At 66.1% G+C, this 17585-nt stretch carries 13 protein-coding genes; 8 read left to right on the top strand and 5 right to left on the bottom strand.

Annotation, left to right across the window (positions count from 1 at the left end; translation table 11 throughout):
- Positions 1-40 precede the first annotated feature (40 nt).
- Positions 41-649: a beta-1-3, beta-1-6-glucan biosynthesis protein gene (locus tag QDT69_RS06745; RefSeq protein ID WP_279705837.1), complete on the bottom strand. Its 609-nt coding sequence runs from the start codon at positions 647-649 to the stop codon at positions 41-43.
- A 244-nt stretch (positions 650-893) separates the two neighbouring features.
- On the opposite strand from QDT69_RS06745, the gene QDT69_RS06740 reads away from it, so the two are divergent.
- Positions 894-2522, top strand: a complete 1629-nt coding sequence (locus tag QDT69_RS06740; protein ID WP_279705836.1) for a beta-(1-6) glucans synthase — start codon at positions 894-896, stop codon at positions 2520-2522.
- On the opposite strand, the gene QDT69_RS06735 is transcribed toward QDT69_RS06740, so the two are convergent.
- Both QDT69_RS06735 and QDT69_RS06730 read right to left on the bottom strand, forming a co-directional pair.
- Entirely contained in the window at positions 2482-2862 is a 381-nt protein-coding gene (locus QDT69_RS06735) for a hypothetical protein (RefSeq protein ID WP_021081300.1), read from the bottom strand. The genes QDT69_RS06740 and QDT69_RS06735 overlap by 41 nt on opposite strands.
- Before the next feature lie 96 nt (positions 2863-2958).
- A complete protein-coding gene (locus tag QDT69_RS06730; protein WP_279705835.1) occupies positions 2959-4341 on the bottom strand; it encodes a hypothetical protein in 1383 nt (460 codons plus the stop codon).
- Between the two features lie 183 nt (positions 4342-4524).
- Here QDT69_RS06730 and glmU point away from each other — a divergent pair, with 183 nt between their 5' ends.
- Positions 4525-5883, top strand: a complete 1359-nt coding sequence (glmU, locus tag QDT69_RS06725) for a bifunctional UDP-N-acetylglucosamine diphosphorylase/glucosamine-1-phosphate N-acetyltransferase GlmU (protein ID WP_279705834.1) — start codon at positions 4525-4527, stop codon at positions 5881-5883.
- Between the two features lie 364 nt (positions 5884-6247).
- Positions 6248-7042 carry an adenylate/guanylate cyclase domain-containing protein gene (locus tag QDT69_RS06720; protein ID WP_279705833.1) on the top strand — a complete coding sequence of 265 codons (795 nt, stop codon included), beginning with the start codon at positions 6248-6250 and terminating at the stop codon, positions 7040-7042.
- 225 nt (positions 7043-7267) lie between these two features.
- On the opposite strand, the gene QDT69_RS06715 is transcribed toward QDT69_RS06720, so the two are convergent.
- A complete protein-coding gene (locus QDT69_RS06715) occupies positions 7268-7480 on the bottom strand; it encodes a PilZ domain-containing protein (RefSeq protein ID WP_279705832.1) in 213 nt (70 codons plus the stop codon).
- 589 nt (positions 7481-8069) lie between these two features.
- Between QDT69_RS06715 and glmS the strand changes: the two genes are divergently transcribed.
- The 3 genes from glmS (at position 8070) to QDT69_RS06700 (ending at position 11145) form a co-directional block, all read left to right on the top strand.
- On the top strand, positions 8070-9896 hold the full coding sequence (gene glmS / locus QDT69_RS06710; RefSeq protein ID WP_279705831.1) for a glutamine--fructose-6-phosphate transaminase (isomerizing): 1827 nt from the start codon (positions 8070-8072) through the stop codon (positions 9894-9896).
- Between the two features lie 95 nt (positions 9897-9991).
- Positions 9992-10765: a DUF502 domain-containing protein gene (locus QDT69_RS06705; protein ID WP_279705830.1), complete on the top strand. Its 774-nt coding sequence runs from the start codon at positions 9992-9994 to the stop codon at positions 10763-10765.
- Positions 10765-11145, top strand: coding sequence for a rhodanese-like domain-containing protein (locus QDT69_RS06700; protein WP_279705829.1), 381 nt, complete (start codon positions 10765-10767; stop codon positions 11143-11145). The genes QDT69_RS06705 and QDT69_RS06700 overlap by 1 nt, the downstream gene beginning before the upstream one ends.
- Positions 11146-11325: 180 nt before the next feature.
- Here QDT69_RS06700 and recG read toward each other — a convergent pair whose 3' ends face one another.
- On the bottom strand, positions 11326-13434 hold the full coding sequence (recG, locus tag QDT69_RS06695; RefSeq protein WP_279705828.1) for an ATP-dependent DNA helicase RecG: 2109 nt from the start codon (positions 13432-13434) through the stop codon (positions 11326-11328).
- A gap of 143 nt (positions 13435-13577) precedes the next feature.
- Here recG and QDT69_RS06690 point away from each other — a divergent pair, with 143 nt between their 5' ends.
- Positions 13578-13868 (top strand): succinate dehydrogenase assembly factor 2, encoded by a 291-nt coding sequence (locus QDT69_RS06690; RefSeq protein WP_050423658.1) that lies wholly within the window; start codon positions 13578-13580, stop codon positions 13866-13868.
- Entirely contained in the window at positions 13865-17383 is a 3519-nt protein-coding gene (gene mfd, locus QDT69_RS06685) for a transcription-repair coupling factor (protein WP_279705826.1), read from the top strand. The genes QDT69_RS06690 and mfd overlap by 4 nt, the downstream gene beginning before the upstream one ends.
- The last annotated feature ends 202 nt before the right edge of the window (positions 17384-17585 follow it).

The following is a 17585-nucleotide window of genomic DNA, read 5'->3' as shown; positions in this document are numbered from 1 at the left end:
CGCGAAAAAAATCGCGGCCGGACCCGATCGGGCGAGGCGCTTATTTCGACGCCGGCGCCGGTGATGCCGACGGGGTCGGCGCAGGCGAGGGCGACGCGGCCGGCGCGGGCGCGGCATTGCCGGCCGTCGACGGCGCCGGGCTGGGTGCGGCGGCGGCCGCGGCCTGCGGCTGGGCGCCCGGATTGATCCAGCAGGCGTGGATGCGGCCGTCGAGGCTGCCGCGCACCTTGTCGTCGATCTGGGCGCCGAACCGGGTCAGGCAGCGGAACGCGGCCTGGACGTGGCCGCCGGGGCAGCCGAACCGGTCATAAAGGTCGAGATGGCGGAAGGCGGTGTCGAGGTCGTCGTTCCACATCAGGCGGACCACGCGACGGCCGAGCCAGACGCATTCCGGATTGCCCGCCGGGCCGTTGATGGCCTGCTGGGCCTCGACGAATTCCTCGACCTTGCGCTGGTTGGCTTCCCGCGCGGCATTGGCGTTGGCGTCGGCCTGTCCGGGCTGCTGTTTGGCCTGGTCCGGCGGATTCGGTGTGCCGCTCTGGGCCAAAGCGCCGCCGGCCCCGGTCAGGAGCGCAAGACCTGTGACAAGGCCCGTTACGGCAAGGTGGCGCAAAGCAGTGTTCTTCAACTCAAGCAGCCGTCGACGCATGCATTCCCCGATATGTTCCTGCCCCCGCGGGATCATCCTAACGGCTCGCGTGATGCCGTCCAAATAGGTCTCCAGTGCGGCGGAGACTCTGGCGGAGTCAGATGACTGGAATTTGGTATTTTGTCCAGCAAACTCACAACTTTATCGATCCAGCGCAAAACTGTCGCAGGACAACCATGGTATTGACCTAATCCTACACTTGGCAGACGGGCTGTGACCGGCTAATTCGACGGTCCCCCGGAGGATGGAACCGATTTCGCTTCGTACGCCGCTGGCGCTTCTCCTGATCTCGCTCGCCGTGATTGCATCTGTGTGGTGGTGGCTCGCCACGCCGATTACGCTCGCGCGTGCGCCGATCGATCCTGCCGCAAAGTTGCAATGCGTGTCCTACACGCCGTTCCGCGGCGCCCAGACGCCGCTGGACCCCACCACGCAGATTCCGGTCGAGCAGATCGAACAGGACCTTGCCGATCTCGCCAAGGTCACCGACTGCGTGCGCACCTATTCGATCGAGAACGGCCTCGACCAGGTCCCGGGCGTCGCAGCCAAGGTCGGGTTGAAGGTGATGCAGGGTATCTGGCTCAGCAGCAACCGTTTCAAGAACCTGCAGCAGATCGCGATCGCGGTGCGGCTCGCCAAGGAATATCCCGGCGTGGTGACCTCGCTGATCGTCGGCAACGAGGTGCTGCTGCGCGGTGAGATGACGGCTGCCGATCTTGCCGGCAACATCCGCGCGGTGAAGGCTTCGGCAGGCAACCTCCCGGTCACCTATGCCGACGTCTGGGAATACTGGGTGAAGAATCGCGAGATCTATGACGCGGTCGATTTCATCACCATTCACATCCTGCCGTATTGGGAGGACATCCCGGTCAAGGCGAAGTACGCCGCCGCGCATGTCGACGAGATCCGCAAGCGGATGGCGGTGACGTTCCCGGGCAAGGAGATCCTGATCGGCGAGACCGGCTGGCCGAGCCAGGGACGGATGCGGGAGGGCGCATTGCCGTCGCGCACCAACCAGGCGCGGGTGGTGTCGGAGATCCTCGACCTCGCCAAGCGCGAGGGTTTTCGCGTCAACCTGATCGAAGCCTATGACCAGCCCTGGAAGCGCATGCTCGAGGGTACCGTCGGCGGCAATTGGGGCCTGTTCGATTCGGTCAAGCGGCAGGTCAAGTACCCGCCCGGCGTTGCGATCACCAACTATCCGGCCTGGAAGCTGCAGATGGCGGGCGGCATGGCGCTGTCGGTTGCCACCTTCCTGGTGGCCTGGCTGACGCTGCGCCGCCGGCCCTGGACGCCGCGGCCATCGGCCTGGATCGCGGTCGGCATTTCGGCGACCACGGCGGGGACGCTGCTCGGGATCGCCGGCGACAAGATTTACTACGAGAGCTACGGCACCAGCGGCTTTCTGCATTGGGGCGTGCTGCTCGCGGCCGCGATCATCGCACCCTTGCTGACCGCGCATGCGCTGATCGCCGGACGCTCGCTGCCGACTTTCCTGGAACTGATCGGGCCGCGCGACTATCGCGGCAAGGGCGCGATCGGTGCGCTGCTGGCGATCGTGCTGGCCATCACTACCGTCATCGCCGCCGAGACCGCGCTCGGCTTCGCCTTCGATCCGCGTTACCGCGACTTCCCGTATGCCTCACTGACCATGGCCGTGGTGCCGTTCGCGCTGCTGACCATGCTCAACCGCCCGAAGGAAGGCGTCCGGCCGATCGCGGAATCCGTGTTCGCCGGCTTGCTTGCGATCGCCGCCCTCTACACGATCTACAACGAGGGCACGATCAACTGGCAGTCGGACTGGACCTGCGTGATGTACCTCTTGCTATCAGCTACGCTGTGGCGGGCGCGGGCCGCGCAAAACCCAGGATGAACAGCCCGATCGCAAGCCCGGACAACACGACGTTGTAGAGCACGATCCCGAGCCCGGCGGCGATCAGCCCGCCGGTGAGCAGCACGATCGAGGGCCGCATTAGGTTCAACAGCGCAATCACCAGCGCGGTGATGCCGAACACCGAGTTCTTGAAAAGCACGGTCGAGAGCGCGCGCGCCTTGCAGAGCATGGTCTGCGTGCCGGCGTCGCAGGCCAGCGCGACGGGCGAGAACTCGATGGCCAGATAGCGCACGTACAGCGCGTAGCCGACGGTGACGAAGCCGACGACCATCAGGAACTGGACCTGATAGGGAGAGAGGCGGAACGGAGGTTTTGTCATCGCGGCACTATGGTCGGGAACGGGGGCTGGGACAAGGCTCGGTTGGAGCAGCGAAATCGGTTGAGAATTTGGCCGCAATCGCTTCGCCAGGCATGATTATTGGCTGTTCCGCCGGAACATCGAGGAGATCGTCGCAGGCTCAGGCTTCTTTTCCTCGGCGACCGGCTGCGGCGGAGCGATGGTGGTGCGCTTCGGCGCCAGCCGCCGGTGCGGCTGCGCCGGCCTGGCTGCGGCGGGCGGCTCGTTAAGGGCCAGCCGCTGGCCGTCATAGATCGCCGTCTCGCAGGTCCGCTGCACCAGGCTGAGGCCGGCGCAGATCTTGGCGGCGGTCCCGGCGTCGTTCAGCGGTCCAGCGACCAGACGCAACTGCATGCCGAGCCCGTTGCTGTTTTCCTTGATGACGATGATCGGCCGCAGCGCGACCAGCGGCGCGTTGGCCTTCGATTTCAACAAGCCGCGCCACAGCGCGCGCAGTCCATTGACCGAATTTGCGGTGCCGAGATCGACGCCGAACTCGGTGCGGTGGATCTGCGCCTTCGGCGCATCGTCTTCAACATCGGAGTCCGGATCCGGCGTGATCACCAGCGGAGGGATCGGCGCGGCGCTGACGTCGTTGGCGGTCGGCGGCTTGACCGCTTCGCTTCCCTTGCTCGCCGCGGGCTCGAACGATGCCAGCAGCGGCTTCTCGGCAGGTGGCTTGTCGGCAACCGTTGCGGAAGCCGGCGCGGCCGTTTTCGCATCCTCGGCACTGGCTGCGGCGGCCGCGGCGCTCATCGGACTGGCAACGGATGGGGTGTTGGGTGAAGCCGGCGGCGGATTGTCGGATGCCGACGGCTTCTCGACGGCAGCCTGTTGCCTGGTCGTGGCGGGTGCCGGCTTCTTGTCGGCCACTGCGGGCTTTTCGGCCGCCGCTACCGGCTTCTCGATCGGTGCCGAGACCTTACTGTCGGCGGATGCCGGCACCTTCTCGGCCACGACCGGTTTGTCCGATGCGGCCGGCGGTGCGGTTGCGACCGCGGCAACGGTTGGCGCCGAATTGGCGGAGCCCGGCGGCGTGCCGGGCGCGGCTGCCGATGTTGCTGGCGCCGGCACAAGTGCTGACGGTTGCTTGGCGATCGTGCCGGTCACCGAGTCGAGCCCCTGTTCCAGCGTGGTTACGCGCGAATAGAGCCGGTCGCGGTCGCCGTTGAGCGTATCGATCGCGGATGCGAGCCGGCGCGTTTCGGTGTGGCTTTCCTTCGCCAGCGTCTGCAGCTGCTGGGCCTGGCGTGCGATGTCTGACGCAGCGACGAGGTCGCGCCGCATCGTCAGCGCCGACTGGTTGGCCATCACGGCGATGGTGACGGCGCCGACTGCGGCCACGCCCCACGAGCCGAGCCGCCACAGCATGCGGCGATCGAAAGCATCCTCCTCGGCCAAAAAGCCGGAGGTGCTCTCGGTGTCGAAATCCGCCGCCAGATTGTCGCGATCTTTGGCCAAAGCCCGCTTGGCCCTCCTCAAGGCCCGCCGAATCACGAGGCAAAGATTAACAGGAAATGGACCGGGAACTTGAATCCGGAGGACCGTGAGGGCGAAACGGTTTCTTCTGCCGGGGAAAACAATTAAAGACGGCCTCGAACCAAGCTTGGCGCAGCGAGCTGCGCGAGATATCGAGGATTGTGAATGACTGCGCGAACGAGCCTGACAGTGGTGCTTGCGGCCGGCGAGGGCACGCGGATGCGCTCGTCGCTGCCGAAAGTGCTGCACCCCGTGGCCGGGCAGGCGCTGCTGGCGCACGTGCTCAATGCCGCCGCCTCAGGCGAAGGCTCGCAGCTCGCGGTCGTGATCGGTCCCGACCATGAGGCGGTCGCCGCCGAGGCCCGCCGGGTGCGGCCCGATGCGCAGACCTTCGTGCAGCGCGAGCGGCTCGGCACGGCACATGCGGTGCTGGCCGCGCGCGAGGCGATCGCCCGCGGCGCCGCCGACCTGCTGGTCGCGTTCGGCGACACGCCGCTGATCTCGGCCGAGACCTTTGCGCGCCTGCGCGCGCCGCTGCGCGACGGCGCGGCGCTTGCGGTGCTCGGTTTCCAGGCCGCCGACCCGACCGGCTACGGCCGGCTGGTGGTCGAGAACGGCAAGCTTGTCGCGATCCGCGAGCAGGCCGACGCCAGCCCCGAGGAGCGCAAGATCACGCTGTGCAATGCCGGCGTGATGGCGTTCGACGGCAGGAAGGCGCTCGCGATCATCGAGAAGATCGGCAATGCCAACAGCAAGGGCGAATATTATCTGACCGATGCCGTCGGCATCGTCAGGGAATTGGGACTGGAGGCCGTCGTGATCGAAACCAGCGAAGACGAAGTGCGCGGCATCAACACCAAGGCGCAGCTCGCCGAGGCCGAGGCCGTGATGCAGGCGCGGCTACGCAAGCAGGCGCTCGAGGCCGGCGTGACCCTGATCGCGCCCGACACCGTCTATCTCGCCGCCGACACGAAGTTCGGCAAGGACGTCGTGATCGAGCCGTTCGTGGTGATCGGACCGGGCGTCTCGATCGACGACGGCGCCGTGATCCATTCGTTCTCGCACATCGTCGAGGCGAAGGTCGGCAAGAAGGTGTCGGTCGGTCCCTATGCGCGGCTGCGGCCGGGCACCTCGCTCGGCGACGGCGCGCGGATCGGCAATTTCGTCGAGACCAAGGCTGCCGTGCTCGAGGCCGGCGTCAAGGTCAACCATCTCTCCTATGTCGGCGACGCCCATGTCGGCGCCAATTCCAACCTCGGCGCCGGCACCATCACCTGCAACTATGACGGCTTCCTCAAGCACAAGACGCTGATCGGCGAGGGCGCCTTCGTTGGCACCAATTCGTCGCTGGTCGCGCCGGTCACGATCGGCAAGGGCGCCTATATCGGCTCGGGCTCCGTCATCACCAAGGACGTCCCCGACGACGCGATGGCGCTGGAGCGCAGCGAACAGTCGATCCGCGAAGGCGGCGCGACGCGCTACCGCGCGGCGAAGCTGAAAGAGAAGGCCGCGAAGGGGAAGTGAACTTCTGCCGGCGTGATCGCGAGTTTGTCTGCGCGTGACGTTGCCATTCCTGCGTATCCCAACGTGGGATGTCATCACCCGCGAAAAGCGAAAGCGGGTGATCCAGTATTCCAGAGGCAGTTGCTATCGAGCCGAGAGGCCGCGGCGTACTGGATCGCCCGGTCGAGCCGGGCGATGACAGCTCCGGGTGGGAACGCAGCTTCGCGTTCTCGCGACATGATTTACCGAGCTTTGCTCTTCGTTCCGCCCTCTCCCTTGCAGAGGCGGAAAGCCAGGTGCCGATCGCGCGTCCTGTTGCCAATGCGGGAATGTCTGACTACGCTTTACCGGAGGTAGGACCCCAAGCGCTCTCGGCCGGACGCTCATGCCCAAATTCCTTCGCATCGGAGTCCATCAATCGAACGTCTCCGGATACACATCCAAGGCATGGTGCATTCGGCGGACTGGCTCGACGGTTTTCCTGAAGTGGGGCGCCGTGGAGGTTCAGGGCGCCGGAAGCGGGCGAAAGGTCTACTGGACGTTCCCTCCGCAGGAAAAGACCATTCGCTGCCGTACGGTGCAGCGTGCCCAGGACTACACCAAGGCTGCCATCGCGCGGCGGCGCAGCCATCGCTATGAACCGCTGACAGGAAATATCGCGAACCGGCGCCGGACCGCCGAGCGAGGCTCGGAGCTCAAGCAGGCGCTCGCCACGATCCTGTTCGTCGATATCGTTCGGTCCACCGAAAAGGCCGCACGGCTCGGCGATTCGCGTTGGGCGACGGTGATGAACCACTATTATGCCGCCGTCCGCAGGGAGCTGAAGGCTCTGCGCGGCAAGGAAGTCGTGACGACCGGGGACGGCGTGCTGGCGACGTTCGGCAAGCCGGCGGCCGGGATCCGCTGCGCGACCGCGATCCGCGAAGCCGTGCGCACGCTGGGGCTTGAGATCAGGATTGGGCTGCACGCGGGCGAGTACAAGGTGAGCGGAGCGGAGGTCATCGGTCTTGCGTTTCACATCGGCGCGCGCGTCGCTGCCAAAGCGGGTGCCGGCGAGGTCCTGGTCTCGAGCGCGGTCAAGGACCTGATGCTGGAGTCCGAAGTCCGTTTCAAGGATCGCGGCGCACATCAGCTCAAGGGCGTGCCGGAGCGCTGGCGGCTGTACCGGGTCGAGCATTAGGGCGCTCGTGCGACGGCGGCGATGCCCTGCCGCAGCGCTTGCCCGTACGGGCAAAGCGATATGTCGGACCCGTTAGCTCGTCCGGACTGTGCGACCCATCCACTTGTCATTCCGGGGCGACACGTTAGCGTCGAGCCCGGAAATCCATCGGGCCTCAGGACAAGCGGTGAAATGGATTCCGGGCTCTCGCTTCGCGAGCCCCGGAATGACGATCGGAGGGGAGCATCAGGTGAAGGCGACCTCGATCCGGTTGTCGGCCTTTGCGGTGATGCGGCAGGCCCGCGACAGCGCGTCGGCGGCGATCGCGAGCTTGAACTGATTGGGAATCCCCGAGGTGGACAGCACCTCGATCGTCGCGGTGTCGCGCGACAGTCCGCGCACCGTGCAGTCGATCGTGGAATGGCCGGCGTTGAAGGTGATCTGGCCGGCCTTGAACACGCGCCGCACTTGGCGGCGTTTGTCGTTGGCGGTTTCATCGCTCTTAGTCGGCGGTGGTGCAAAGCACATCATGCGCAAACATGCCGCGACGGTTCTGACTGGACTCTTTTGCAGTCTGGTGACGTACTTCGCGCTCTATCTGCTTTGCTCAAGAACGGACTGCAGGGCATACTGGTGACGTGCCGCGACGTCTGGCTGCGTGGTCGGGGCTGGGAACCTTTATTTGCTCCAAGCTCTGGTCGAAACGTTCTTCACAAAGACCGGTCGCGGGGTCTGCGGCCTCGTCGGCCTTCGGCCGTACGACATCGTGGCGATGATCAGCGGAATGATGTTTTGGGGCCTCGTGGGCATATTCGCTCACGCCAAGATGCATGGGTAAAGCCCAAGTTGGGCTGCCGACGGCAGTGCCCGCTACGCACTCTTGCCAAATTAGTTAGCCCCGATTAACCAGCCTTTCGCATCAACCTTGCCGTTTAAGACTGTCGCAATCGGCAATAATTATTGAGTATCTTGCGACTGGCGATTCCCGTTAAGGGACCGTGTCGCCGCTTTGGCAAATTTTCGGCGATTTTTGGGGACATTGAACCGCATGTGCGGCATCGTCGGCATTCTTGGACGCGCTCCGGTCGCGGAGCAACTGGTGGATTCGCTCAAGCGGCTCGAATATCGCGGCTATGATTCCGCGGGGGTCGCAACGCTCGAGAACGGCGTCGTGGCGCGGCGGCGCGCCGAGGGCAAGCTGAAGAATCTGGAGGCCCGGCTGGGGGCCAAGCCGCTCGGCGGCCATACCGGCATCGGCCACACCCGCTGGGCCACGCATGGCCGGCCGACCGAGAACAACGCGCATCCGCACTCAACCGAACGCGTCGCCGTGGTGCATAACGGCATCATCGAGAATTTCCGCGAGCTGCGCGAGCATCTCGAAGCCAAGGGTGCGGTGTTCTCGACCGAGACCGACACCGAGGTCGTGGTGCATCTGGTCGACAATCTGCTCAAGGGCGGCGTCAAGCCGGTCGAGGCGGTGAGGGCGGTGCTGTCGGAACTGCGCGGCGCCTTCGCACTCGGCTTCATCTTCGCCGGCGAGGACGATCTGATGATCGGCGCCCGCAATGGCCCCCCGCTTGCGGTCGGCCATGGCGACGGCGAGATGTATCTCGGCTCGGACGCGATCGCGCTCGGGCCGTTCACCGACACGATCAGCTATCTCGAGGACGGCGACTGGGTGGTGCTGAACCGCAAGGGCGCCACCATCTTCGACAAGGACAACGCCATCGTCCATCGCGAGGCGATCAAGCACACGACGGCGACCGCGCTGGTCGACAAGGCGAACTATCGCCACTTCATGGCCAAGGAGATCCACGAGCAGCCGGAAGTGGTCGGGCACACGCTCGCCCGCTACGTCGACCTGGCGGCCGAGCGCGTCACCATGCCGGTCAAGCTGCCGTTCGACTTCAACGCCATCCAGCGCGTTTCGATCACCGCCTGCGGCACCGCGAGTTATGCCGGCTTCGTCGCCAAATACTGGCTCGAGCGGCTGGCACGGCTGCCGGTCGAGCTCGATGTCGCCTCGGAATTTCGTTACCGCGAGGCCCCGCTGCGCAAGGGCGACCTTGCGATCTTCATCTCGCAGTCGGGCGAGACCGCCGACACGCTGGCGGCGCTGCGCTACGCCAAGGCGCAGGGCGCGCACACGCTGTCGGTCGTCAACGTGCCGACCTCGACGATCGCGCGCGAGAGCGAGACGGTGTTGCCGACGCTGGCCGGTCCCGAGATCGGCGTCGCTTCGACCAAGGCGTTCACTTGCCAGCTGATGGTGCTGGCCTCGCTCGCAGTTGCCGCCGGCAAGGCGCGCGGCGAACTGTCCGATGCCGACGAGGCCAAGCTGGTGCACAGCCTGGTCGAGATTCCGCGGCTGATGTCGCAAGCGCTGACCACCGAACCGCAGATCGAGAAGCTGGCGCGCGAGATCTCGAAGTCGCGCGACGTGCTCTATCTCGGCCGCGGCACCAGCTATCCGCTGGCGCTGGAAGGCGCGCTGAAGCTGAAGGAAATCTCCTACATCCATGCCGAGGGCTACGCCGCCGGCGAGCTCAAGCACGGCCCGATCGCGCTGATCGACGAGCACATGCCGGTCGTGGTGATCGCGCCGTTCGACAAGGTGTTCGAGAAGACCGTCTCCAACATGCAGGAGGTCGCGGCCCGCGGCGGCAAGATCATCCTGATGACCGACGCCAAGGGCGCCGCGGAGGCGACCATCCAGTCGCTGGTGACGATCGTGATGCCGGACATGGGGGCGACCTTCGCGCCGATGGTCTATGCCGTTCCGGTCCAGCTGCTCGCCTATCATACCGCCGTGGTGATGGGCACCGACGTCGATCAGCCCCGGAATCTGGCCAAATCGGTCACGGTCGAATAGTCGCAAGGCTGGCCGTCACGCGGCTCTTCAAAAATGCGGCAGAATGGCTTAGCTGGGTGGTGGACTACGGCCGCTTCGACGACCTTGGAACCGCAATGACTTCCAACCAAGTGCCTCCCGTCACGGGTGATTTGCCCCCGGATGCCCCACGCGGGCTGATGGCGCGATTCCGGAACTATTTCCTGACCGGCCTGGTGGTCGCCGGGCCGGTTGCGATCACCCTGTACCTGACCTGGTGGTTCGTGAACTGGGTCGACAATCTGGTCCGGCCGTTCGTGCCCACCGCCTACCGGCCGGAGACCTATCTGCCGTTCGGGCTGCCCGGTTCCGGCCTGATCGTCGCGGTCATCGCGCTGACGCTGCTCGGCTTCCTCACCGCCAACCTGATCGGGCGTACGCTGGTCGATCTCGGCGAGCGGCTGCTCGGGCGAATCCCTGCGGTGCGCGCGATCTATCGCGGCCTGAAGCAGGTGTTCGAAACATTGTTCTCCGGCAACGGCTCGAGCTTCCGCCGCGTCGGCCTGGTCGAGTTTCCCTCGCCCGGGATGTGGTCGATCGTGCTGATCTCGCAGGCGCCGAGCGCCGAGCTCGCCGCCAGCTTCCCCGGCGACGAGGAGCACATCTCGGTGTTCCTGCCGTGCGCGCCGAACCCGACCACCGGATTCTTCTTCTACGTGCCGAAGAGCAAGATCATCGAGATCGAGATGAGCACCGAGGATGCCGCGACGCTGATCATGTCGGCCGGTGTGGTGCAGCCCGGCACCAGCGATCAGAAGCGCGCCGCGGCGCTCGCCGGCATGGCCAATGCCGCGCGGATCGCCAACCAGGCCTCGTTGCAGCCGGCGGCGCCGGCCAAGGTCGAGGGCTGATGAGTTCCGAGACGCGCGACGCGGCCGTTCGCATGCTATCGCCCGACGAGGCCAAGCACACGCTGGAGCAGGGCGGCGTCACCCTGATCGATGTCGGCGAGCCCTGGCAGCTGCTCGAGCGCGGCACCATCGCGGGTGCGCGAAATATCAGCCACGCAGAGATCGCGGCCGTCGCGGCTATCGATCCGGCGCTCGTCGACCGCGAGCGTCCGGTGATCCTGACCTGCGGCGGTGGCGGCAAGGCCTCGCGCGCTGCGCAGGCGTTGCGCGAGATCGGCTTCGAGAATGTCTCCGTGATCCAGGGCGGCTGCCGCGGCTGGCAGGCTGCGGGACATGAGCTGGTGCCTTATGCGGGGTCTGACGAGCCTCACAACAAATAGCGCCACCATTGCGCCTCAGCGGGGCTTTAACAGCAAAGCCGAGTTTTCTCCCCGTCATTGCGAGGAGCGAAGCGACGAAGCAATCCATGGTTCAGCGTATGCGGAGCGATGGATTGCTTCGCTGCGCTCGCAATGACGATGGGGAAGCAGATCGCCGCTGCATCGAGGGGGCGAAACCAGCTACCCCGCGCCGATCAGCGGCACGGCTTCGTCGCGTTCGTAGAGGTAGAGCAGGACGCGCAGGGCTTCGCCGCGCTCGCCGTTCAGCTTCGGATTGTCCTTCATGATCCGCAGCGCCTCGTCACGGGCCTGGGTGATGAGCTGGCCGTGCACCTCGGAGCGCGCGATGCGATAGCCGGGCAGGCCGCTCTGGCGGATGCCGAGCACGTCGCCTTCGCCGCGCAGCTTCAGATCTTCCTCGGCGATCCGGAATCCATCCGTGGTCTCGCGGATCACCTTGAGCCGTGCCTTCGACATCTCGCCGAGCGGCTCCTTGTAGAGCAACAGGCAGGTCGAGGCTTCCGAGCCGCGGCCGATGCGGCCGCGCAGCTGATGCAGCTGCGCGAGGCCGAAGCGCTCGGCGTTCTCGATCACCATGATGGTCGCCGCCGGCACGTCGACGCCGACCTCGACGACGGTCGTTGCGACCAGGAGCCCGATCTCGTGCGCGGCGAATTGCGCCATCACGCGATCCTTCTCGGTGCCCTTCATCTGGCCGTGCACCAGGCCGACGCGATCGCCGAACCGCTGCTGCAAGCTCTCGAAACGCTCGGTGGCGTTGGTGAGGTGCTCGGTGCCCTCAGCCTCGGATTCATCGACCAACGGACAGATCCAGTACACCAGCTTGCCGGCACCGAGCGCGCGGCCGACGCCGTCCATCACGTCCTCGATGCGGCTCATCGGCACCGCGCGGGTGTCGATCGGCTGGCGGCCCGCGGGTTTTTCACGCAACTCGGAGACGTCCATGTCGCCGAAATAAGTCAGCACCAGCGTGCGCGGGATCGGGGTTGCGCTCAGCACCAGCACGTCGACGGCCTCGCCCTTGGATGTGAGCGCGAGACGCTCGCGCACGCCGAAGCGATGCTGCTCGTCGACCACGGCAAGCGCCAGCGCCTTGTAGATCACGTCGTCCTGGATCAGCGCGTGGGTGCCGACCAAGAGGTCGATCTCGCCGGCCTCGAGCTGCGCCAGCAGTTCGCGGCGCTCCTTGCCCTTCTCGCGGCCGGTCAGGATCGCAACACGCATCCCTGCGCTCTCGGCGAGCGGCGCGATGGTCTTGATGTGCTGGCGCGCCAGGATTTCGGTCGGCGCCATCAGCGCGGCCTGCTTGCCGGCCTCGGCGACGGCAGCGGCCGCCAGCAGCGCCACCACGGTCTTGCCGGAACCGACATCGCCCTGCACGAGGCGCAGCATCCGCACCGGCTGGCGCAGATCCTCCGTGATTGCCGCGACCGCCTCGCGCTGCGACTTGGTCAGCGCATAGGGTAGCGCGTCGATGATCTTCTGGCGCAGATGGCCGTCGCCGGCATTGCGCACGCCGGCCGGGCGGCGCAGCGTGGCACGGATCAAAGCGAGCGCGAGCTGACCCGCGAGCAATTCGTCGAACGCAAGCCGCGACCAGAACGGTCCATCGGGCAAAATGTCGGTCAGCTCGACCGGAACGTGGACGCGGGTCAGCGCCTCTCGGATCGGCGGGAAGTTGCAGCGGCGCAGCACCTCGGGGCTGATCCATTCCGGCAGATCCGGCAGCTTGGTCAGCGCCTGCGCGATGGCGCGGCGGAGCGAGCCGATCGCCAGCCCCTCGGTCAGCGGATAGACCGGATCGATGCCGGAGAGCTTTGCAAAGCCGGCCTCGTCGACGACGCGATCGGGATGCACGATCTGCGGAATGCCGTCATACATCGCCAGCGTGCCGGAGACGTAGCGCTTCTCGCCGACCGGCAGCAGCTTCTCGACATAGCCGGGCTGGGCGCGGAAGAAGGTCAGCACCACATCGCCGGTGTCGTCGCTGGCATAGACGAGGTAGGGCGCACGCGAATTGCGCGGCGGCGGCGGGCGATGACGGTCGACGGTGACCTCCAGCGTCACCATGGTTCCGACCGCGGCGTCGCGGATCTTCGGCCGCGCGCGGCGGTCGATCACGCTCGCCGGCAGATGCAGCAGCAGGTCAACCAGCCGCGGCGTCTCGCTGCGGTCGAGCAGATAGCGCAGCAGCTTGTCCTGCTTCGGGCCGACCCCCGAAAGCGTCGTGACCTGGGCAAACAGCGGATTGAGCAAAGCGGGGCGCATCGGTGCCCTTTACACACGACTCACGTCATGCGCGCAAGGAAACCCCAAAAGGCAGCGAATGAGGGCTGACATCGGCTTCCGCCATCGCTATATCAAGCCCGCCCGGCACGTCCGGGCTTTTGGCGTTCGATGGATTTTGGGACATGACGGGATCGACACGATCGAGCAGCGGGCTCGATGACCGCCGCAAGCGGCTTCTGTTTCGCTGCTGGCATCGCGGCACCCGGGAGATGGACCTGATCCTCGGCCGCTTTGCCGATGCCGAAATCGCTGACCTCACCGATCAGGAGCTCGGCGAGCTCGAGCATTTGATCGAAGTGCCGGATCCCGACCTCTACGCCGCGCTGACCGGCGACAAGGTTTTGGCTGCCGAGCATCAGACCGCGCTGTTTGCCCGCATCAAGGCGTTCCGGGTCGCGGATCCCAGCGCATGAAGCAGCCGATGAAATCTCCGGCCGCGATGCTCGCGCCGGGCCGGGTGCTGACCATCGCCAACGTCGCCGAGGGCGCCGAAGGGCTCGTCATCTCCGATCTGGCGCGTGCCATCGCCGCGCAGCCGAAGCGGCCCGCGGTCAGCCTTGCCGTGGTGTGCCGCGACGGTGCGCGGATGCAGCAGCTCGCCCGCGCGCTGGAATTCTTCGCACCCGACATCGCCGTGATGCAGGTTCCGGCCTGGGACTGCCAGCCCTATGACCGCGTCTCGCCGCATTCCGGCATCCTGGCGCAGCGCTTGACCGCGCTGGCCAAACTGTCGCGGCTGGCGGGCTCCGACAAGCCGCTGATCGTGCTGACCACGGTGAACGCCGCCGTGCAGCGGGTGCCGGCGCGCGACCAGGTCGCGGCCCAAGCGCTGTCGGTCGCGCCCGGCAACGTCGTGCCGATGGACTCGGTCGTGGCCTGGCTCGAACACAATGGCTATACCCGCTCGTCCACGGTGCGAGAGCCCGGCGAATATGCCGTGCGCGGCGGCATCCTCGATCTCTTTCCGGCCGGCCTCGACCAGCCGGTGCGCTTCGACTTCTTCGGCGACAGCCTGGAATCGATCCGCACCTTCGATGCCGAGACCCAGCGCACGCATCTCGACATGCGCGGCCTCGATCTGGTGCCGGTCTCGGAATTCCAGCTCACAACTGAGACCATCCGCCGTTTCCGCATGGGCTATGTCGCGGCGTTCGGCGCGCCGGGACGCGACGACCAGCTCTATGAAGCGGTCTCCGAGGGACGGCGCCATCCCGGCATGGAGCACTGGCTGCCGCTGTTCCAGGAGCGGATGGACACGCTGTTCGACTATCTCGACGGCGCGACCATTGCGATCGAGCCGCAGGGCGAGGATGCCGCGCGAGAACGCTTCTCGCAGATTTCGGACTATTACGACGCGCGGCGCGAAGCGTTGGAGCATCCGGGCAGCGGCGCGATCTACAAGCCGCTGCCGCCGGACAAGCTGTATCTGACCGAGTCCGAATGGACCAAACTGCTCGGCGACCTGCCGCTGGCGCGGCTGACGCCGTTCGCGGTCCCCGAAGGCACGGCAGATGTGTTCGACGCCGGCGCGCGGCAGGGCCGCAATTTCGCGCCGGAGCGCGCCGACAGCAACGTCAATGTGTTCGAGGCCGTGGTCGGCCATATCGGCGCGCTGCAGTCGCAGCGCAAGAAGGTCATCGTCGCGCTGTGGAGCGAAGGCTCGCGCGATCGCATGGGCGCGATGCTGCGCGACCACAAGCTCTTGAACACCACCAGCGTCAACACCTGGCGGATCGTGCAGGCGACGCCGCGCAACGAGACCATGCTGGCCGTGCTCGGCATGGAGTCCGGCTTCGAGACCAGCGAATTCGCCGTCATCAGCGAGCAGGATATCCTCGGCGACCGTCTGGTGCGGCCGCGCAAGGCGAGCCGCAAGCTCGACAATTTCATCTCGGAGGTGACGAGCCTTGCGACCGGCGATCTCGTGGTCCACGTCGAGCACGGCATTGGCCGTTTCGTCGGCCTGCAAACGCTGGAAGTGTCCGGCGCGCCGCATGACTGTCTCGAGCTGCACTACGCGGCCGAGACAAAGCTGTTCCTGCCGGTCGAGAACATCGAGCTGCTGTCGCGCTATGGCTCCGACAGCGCCAATGTCGAGCTCGACCGTCTGGGTGGCGGCGGCTGGCAGGCCCGCAAGGCCAAGCTCAAGAACCGCATCCGCGAGATCGCGGGCGAGCTGATCAAGATCGCCGCCGAGCGGCAGCTGCACGAGGCGCCGAAATTCCCGCTGCAGCCGCATGTCTATGACGAGTTCTGCGCACGCTTCCCCTATGACGAGACCGAGGACCAGCTGGGGGCGATCAATTCGACCCTGAAGGACCTCGAGATCGGCCGCCCGATGGACCGGCTGATATGCGGCGACGTCGGCTTCGGCAAGACCGAGGTGGCATTGCGCGCGGCGTTCGCCGTGGCGCTCGAAGGCCGGCAGGTCGCGGTCGTGGTGCCGACCACGCTGCTGGCGCGGCAGCATTCGCGCACCTTCACCGAGCGCTTCAAAGGCTTCCCGGTCAATGTCGCGCAGGCTTCGCGGCTGGTCTCGACCAAGGAGCTGAGCCAGACCAAGAAGGGGCTCGCCGACGGCAGTGTCGACATCGTCGTCGGCACCCATGCGCTGCTCGGCAAGGCGATCAAGTTCAAGGACCTCGGCCTTCTGATCGTCGACGAGGAGCAGCATTTCGGCGTCAGCCACAAGGAGCGGCTGAAGCAGCTGCGCGCCCAGGTCCACGTCCTGACGCTGTCGGCGACCCCGATCCCGCGCACGCTGCAACTGGCGCTGACCGGCGTCCGCGAGCTCTCGATCATTGCCTCGCCGCCGGTCGATCGCCTCGCTGTGCGCACCTTCGTCGCGCCGCACGATCCCCTGATGATCCGCGAGGCGCTGCTGCGCGAGCGCTATCGTGGCGGCCAGGCGTTCTATGTCGTGCCGCGGATCGAGGACCTCGCCGGCGTCAAGGATTTCCTCGACAAGAACGTGCCGGAGATGAAGGTCGCGGTCGCCCACGGCCAGATGCCGCCGACCGTGATCGAGGACATCATGTCCGCGTTCTATGACGGCAAATACGACATCCTGCTGTCGACCACGATCGTCGAGTCCGGTCTCGACATTCCAAATGCCAACACGCTGATCGTGCATCGTGCCGACATGTTCGGCCTTGCCCAGCTCTATCAGCTGCGCGGCCGCGTCGGCCGCTCCAAGCTGCGCGCCTATGCGCTGTTCACACTGCCGGCGCAGCAGAAGATCACCGCGCAGGCGGAGCGTCGGCTCAAGGTTCTGCAATCGCTGGAGACGCTCGGCGCAGGCTTCCAGCTCGCCTCGCACGACCTCGACATCCGCGGCGCCGGCAATCTGCTCGGCGAGGAGCAGTCCGGCCACATCAAGGAAGTCGGCTTCGAGCTGTACCAGTCGATGCTGGAGGAGGCGATCGTCAATCTCAAGGCCGGCGTTGCCGAGCCTGCCGCCGACCGCTGGTCGCCGCAGATCACGATCGGCATGCCGGTGCTGATCCCCGAAGACTACGTCAACGATCTCAGCGTGCGGCTGTCGCTCTATCGCCGGCTTGCCGATCTCGACACCGACGAGGACATCGACGCCTTCGCGGCCGAGATGCGCGACCGCTTCGGCGTGCTGCCGGACGAGGTGCGCTATCTGTTCAAGGTCGCGGCGATCAAGGCCTATTGCCGCCGGGCCAATGTCGGCAAGGTCGATGCCGGCCCGAAGGGCGCCGTGATCGCATTCCGCGACAACAGCTTTGCGCATCCGGAGCGGCTGGTGACCTTCATCCGTCAGCACGGCCAGGCCGCCAAGGTGCGGCCGGACATGAAGGTGGTGTTCTTCCAGGACTGGGATACGCCGGAAGAGCGGCTCGCCGGCACGACAGAGATTTTGCGCCAGCTCGCCAACCTCGCGGAGAGCAAGAAGGCGGCGTGAAACTTCGCTCGCGGCGCTATCCGGGTCGGCTCACGTCTGACGCGGGTGGGCGGGGATCACACTTCGCTCACTGATCTTGTCGCAAGTGAACGGCACGACGCTGTGCGCGGTTCCGTGCACACGGCAGCGGTCTTCTTCGAGCGCCTTTGGTCTCAACACAACGTCGTGTTGGATCAGGGTTTTGACTGGGATGGGTGTTGCC

The sequence above is a fragment of the Bradyrhizobium sp. CER78 genome (assembly GCF_029846235.1).
Taxonomy (GTDB): Bacteria; Pseudomonadota; Alphaproteobacteria; order Rhizobiales; family Xanthobacteraceae; genus Bradyrhizobium.
The sequence above is the reverse complement of the archived record's forward strand: the minus strand, read 5'-3'. Positions and strand labels throughout refer to the sequence as shown.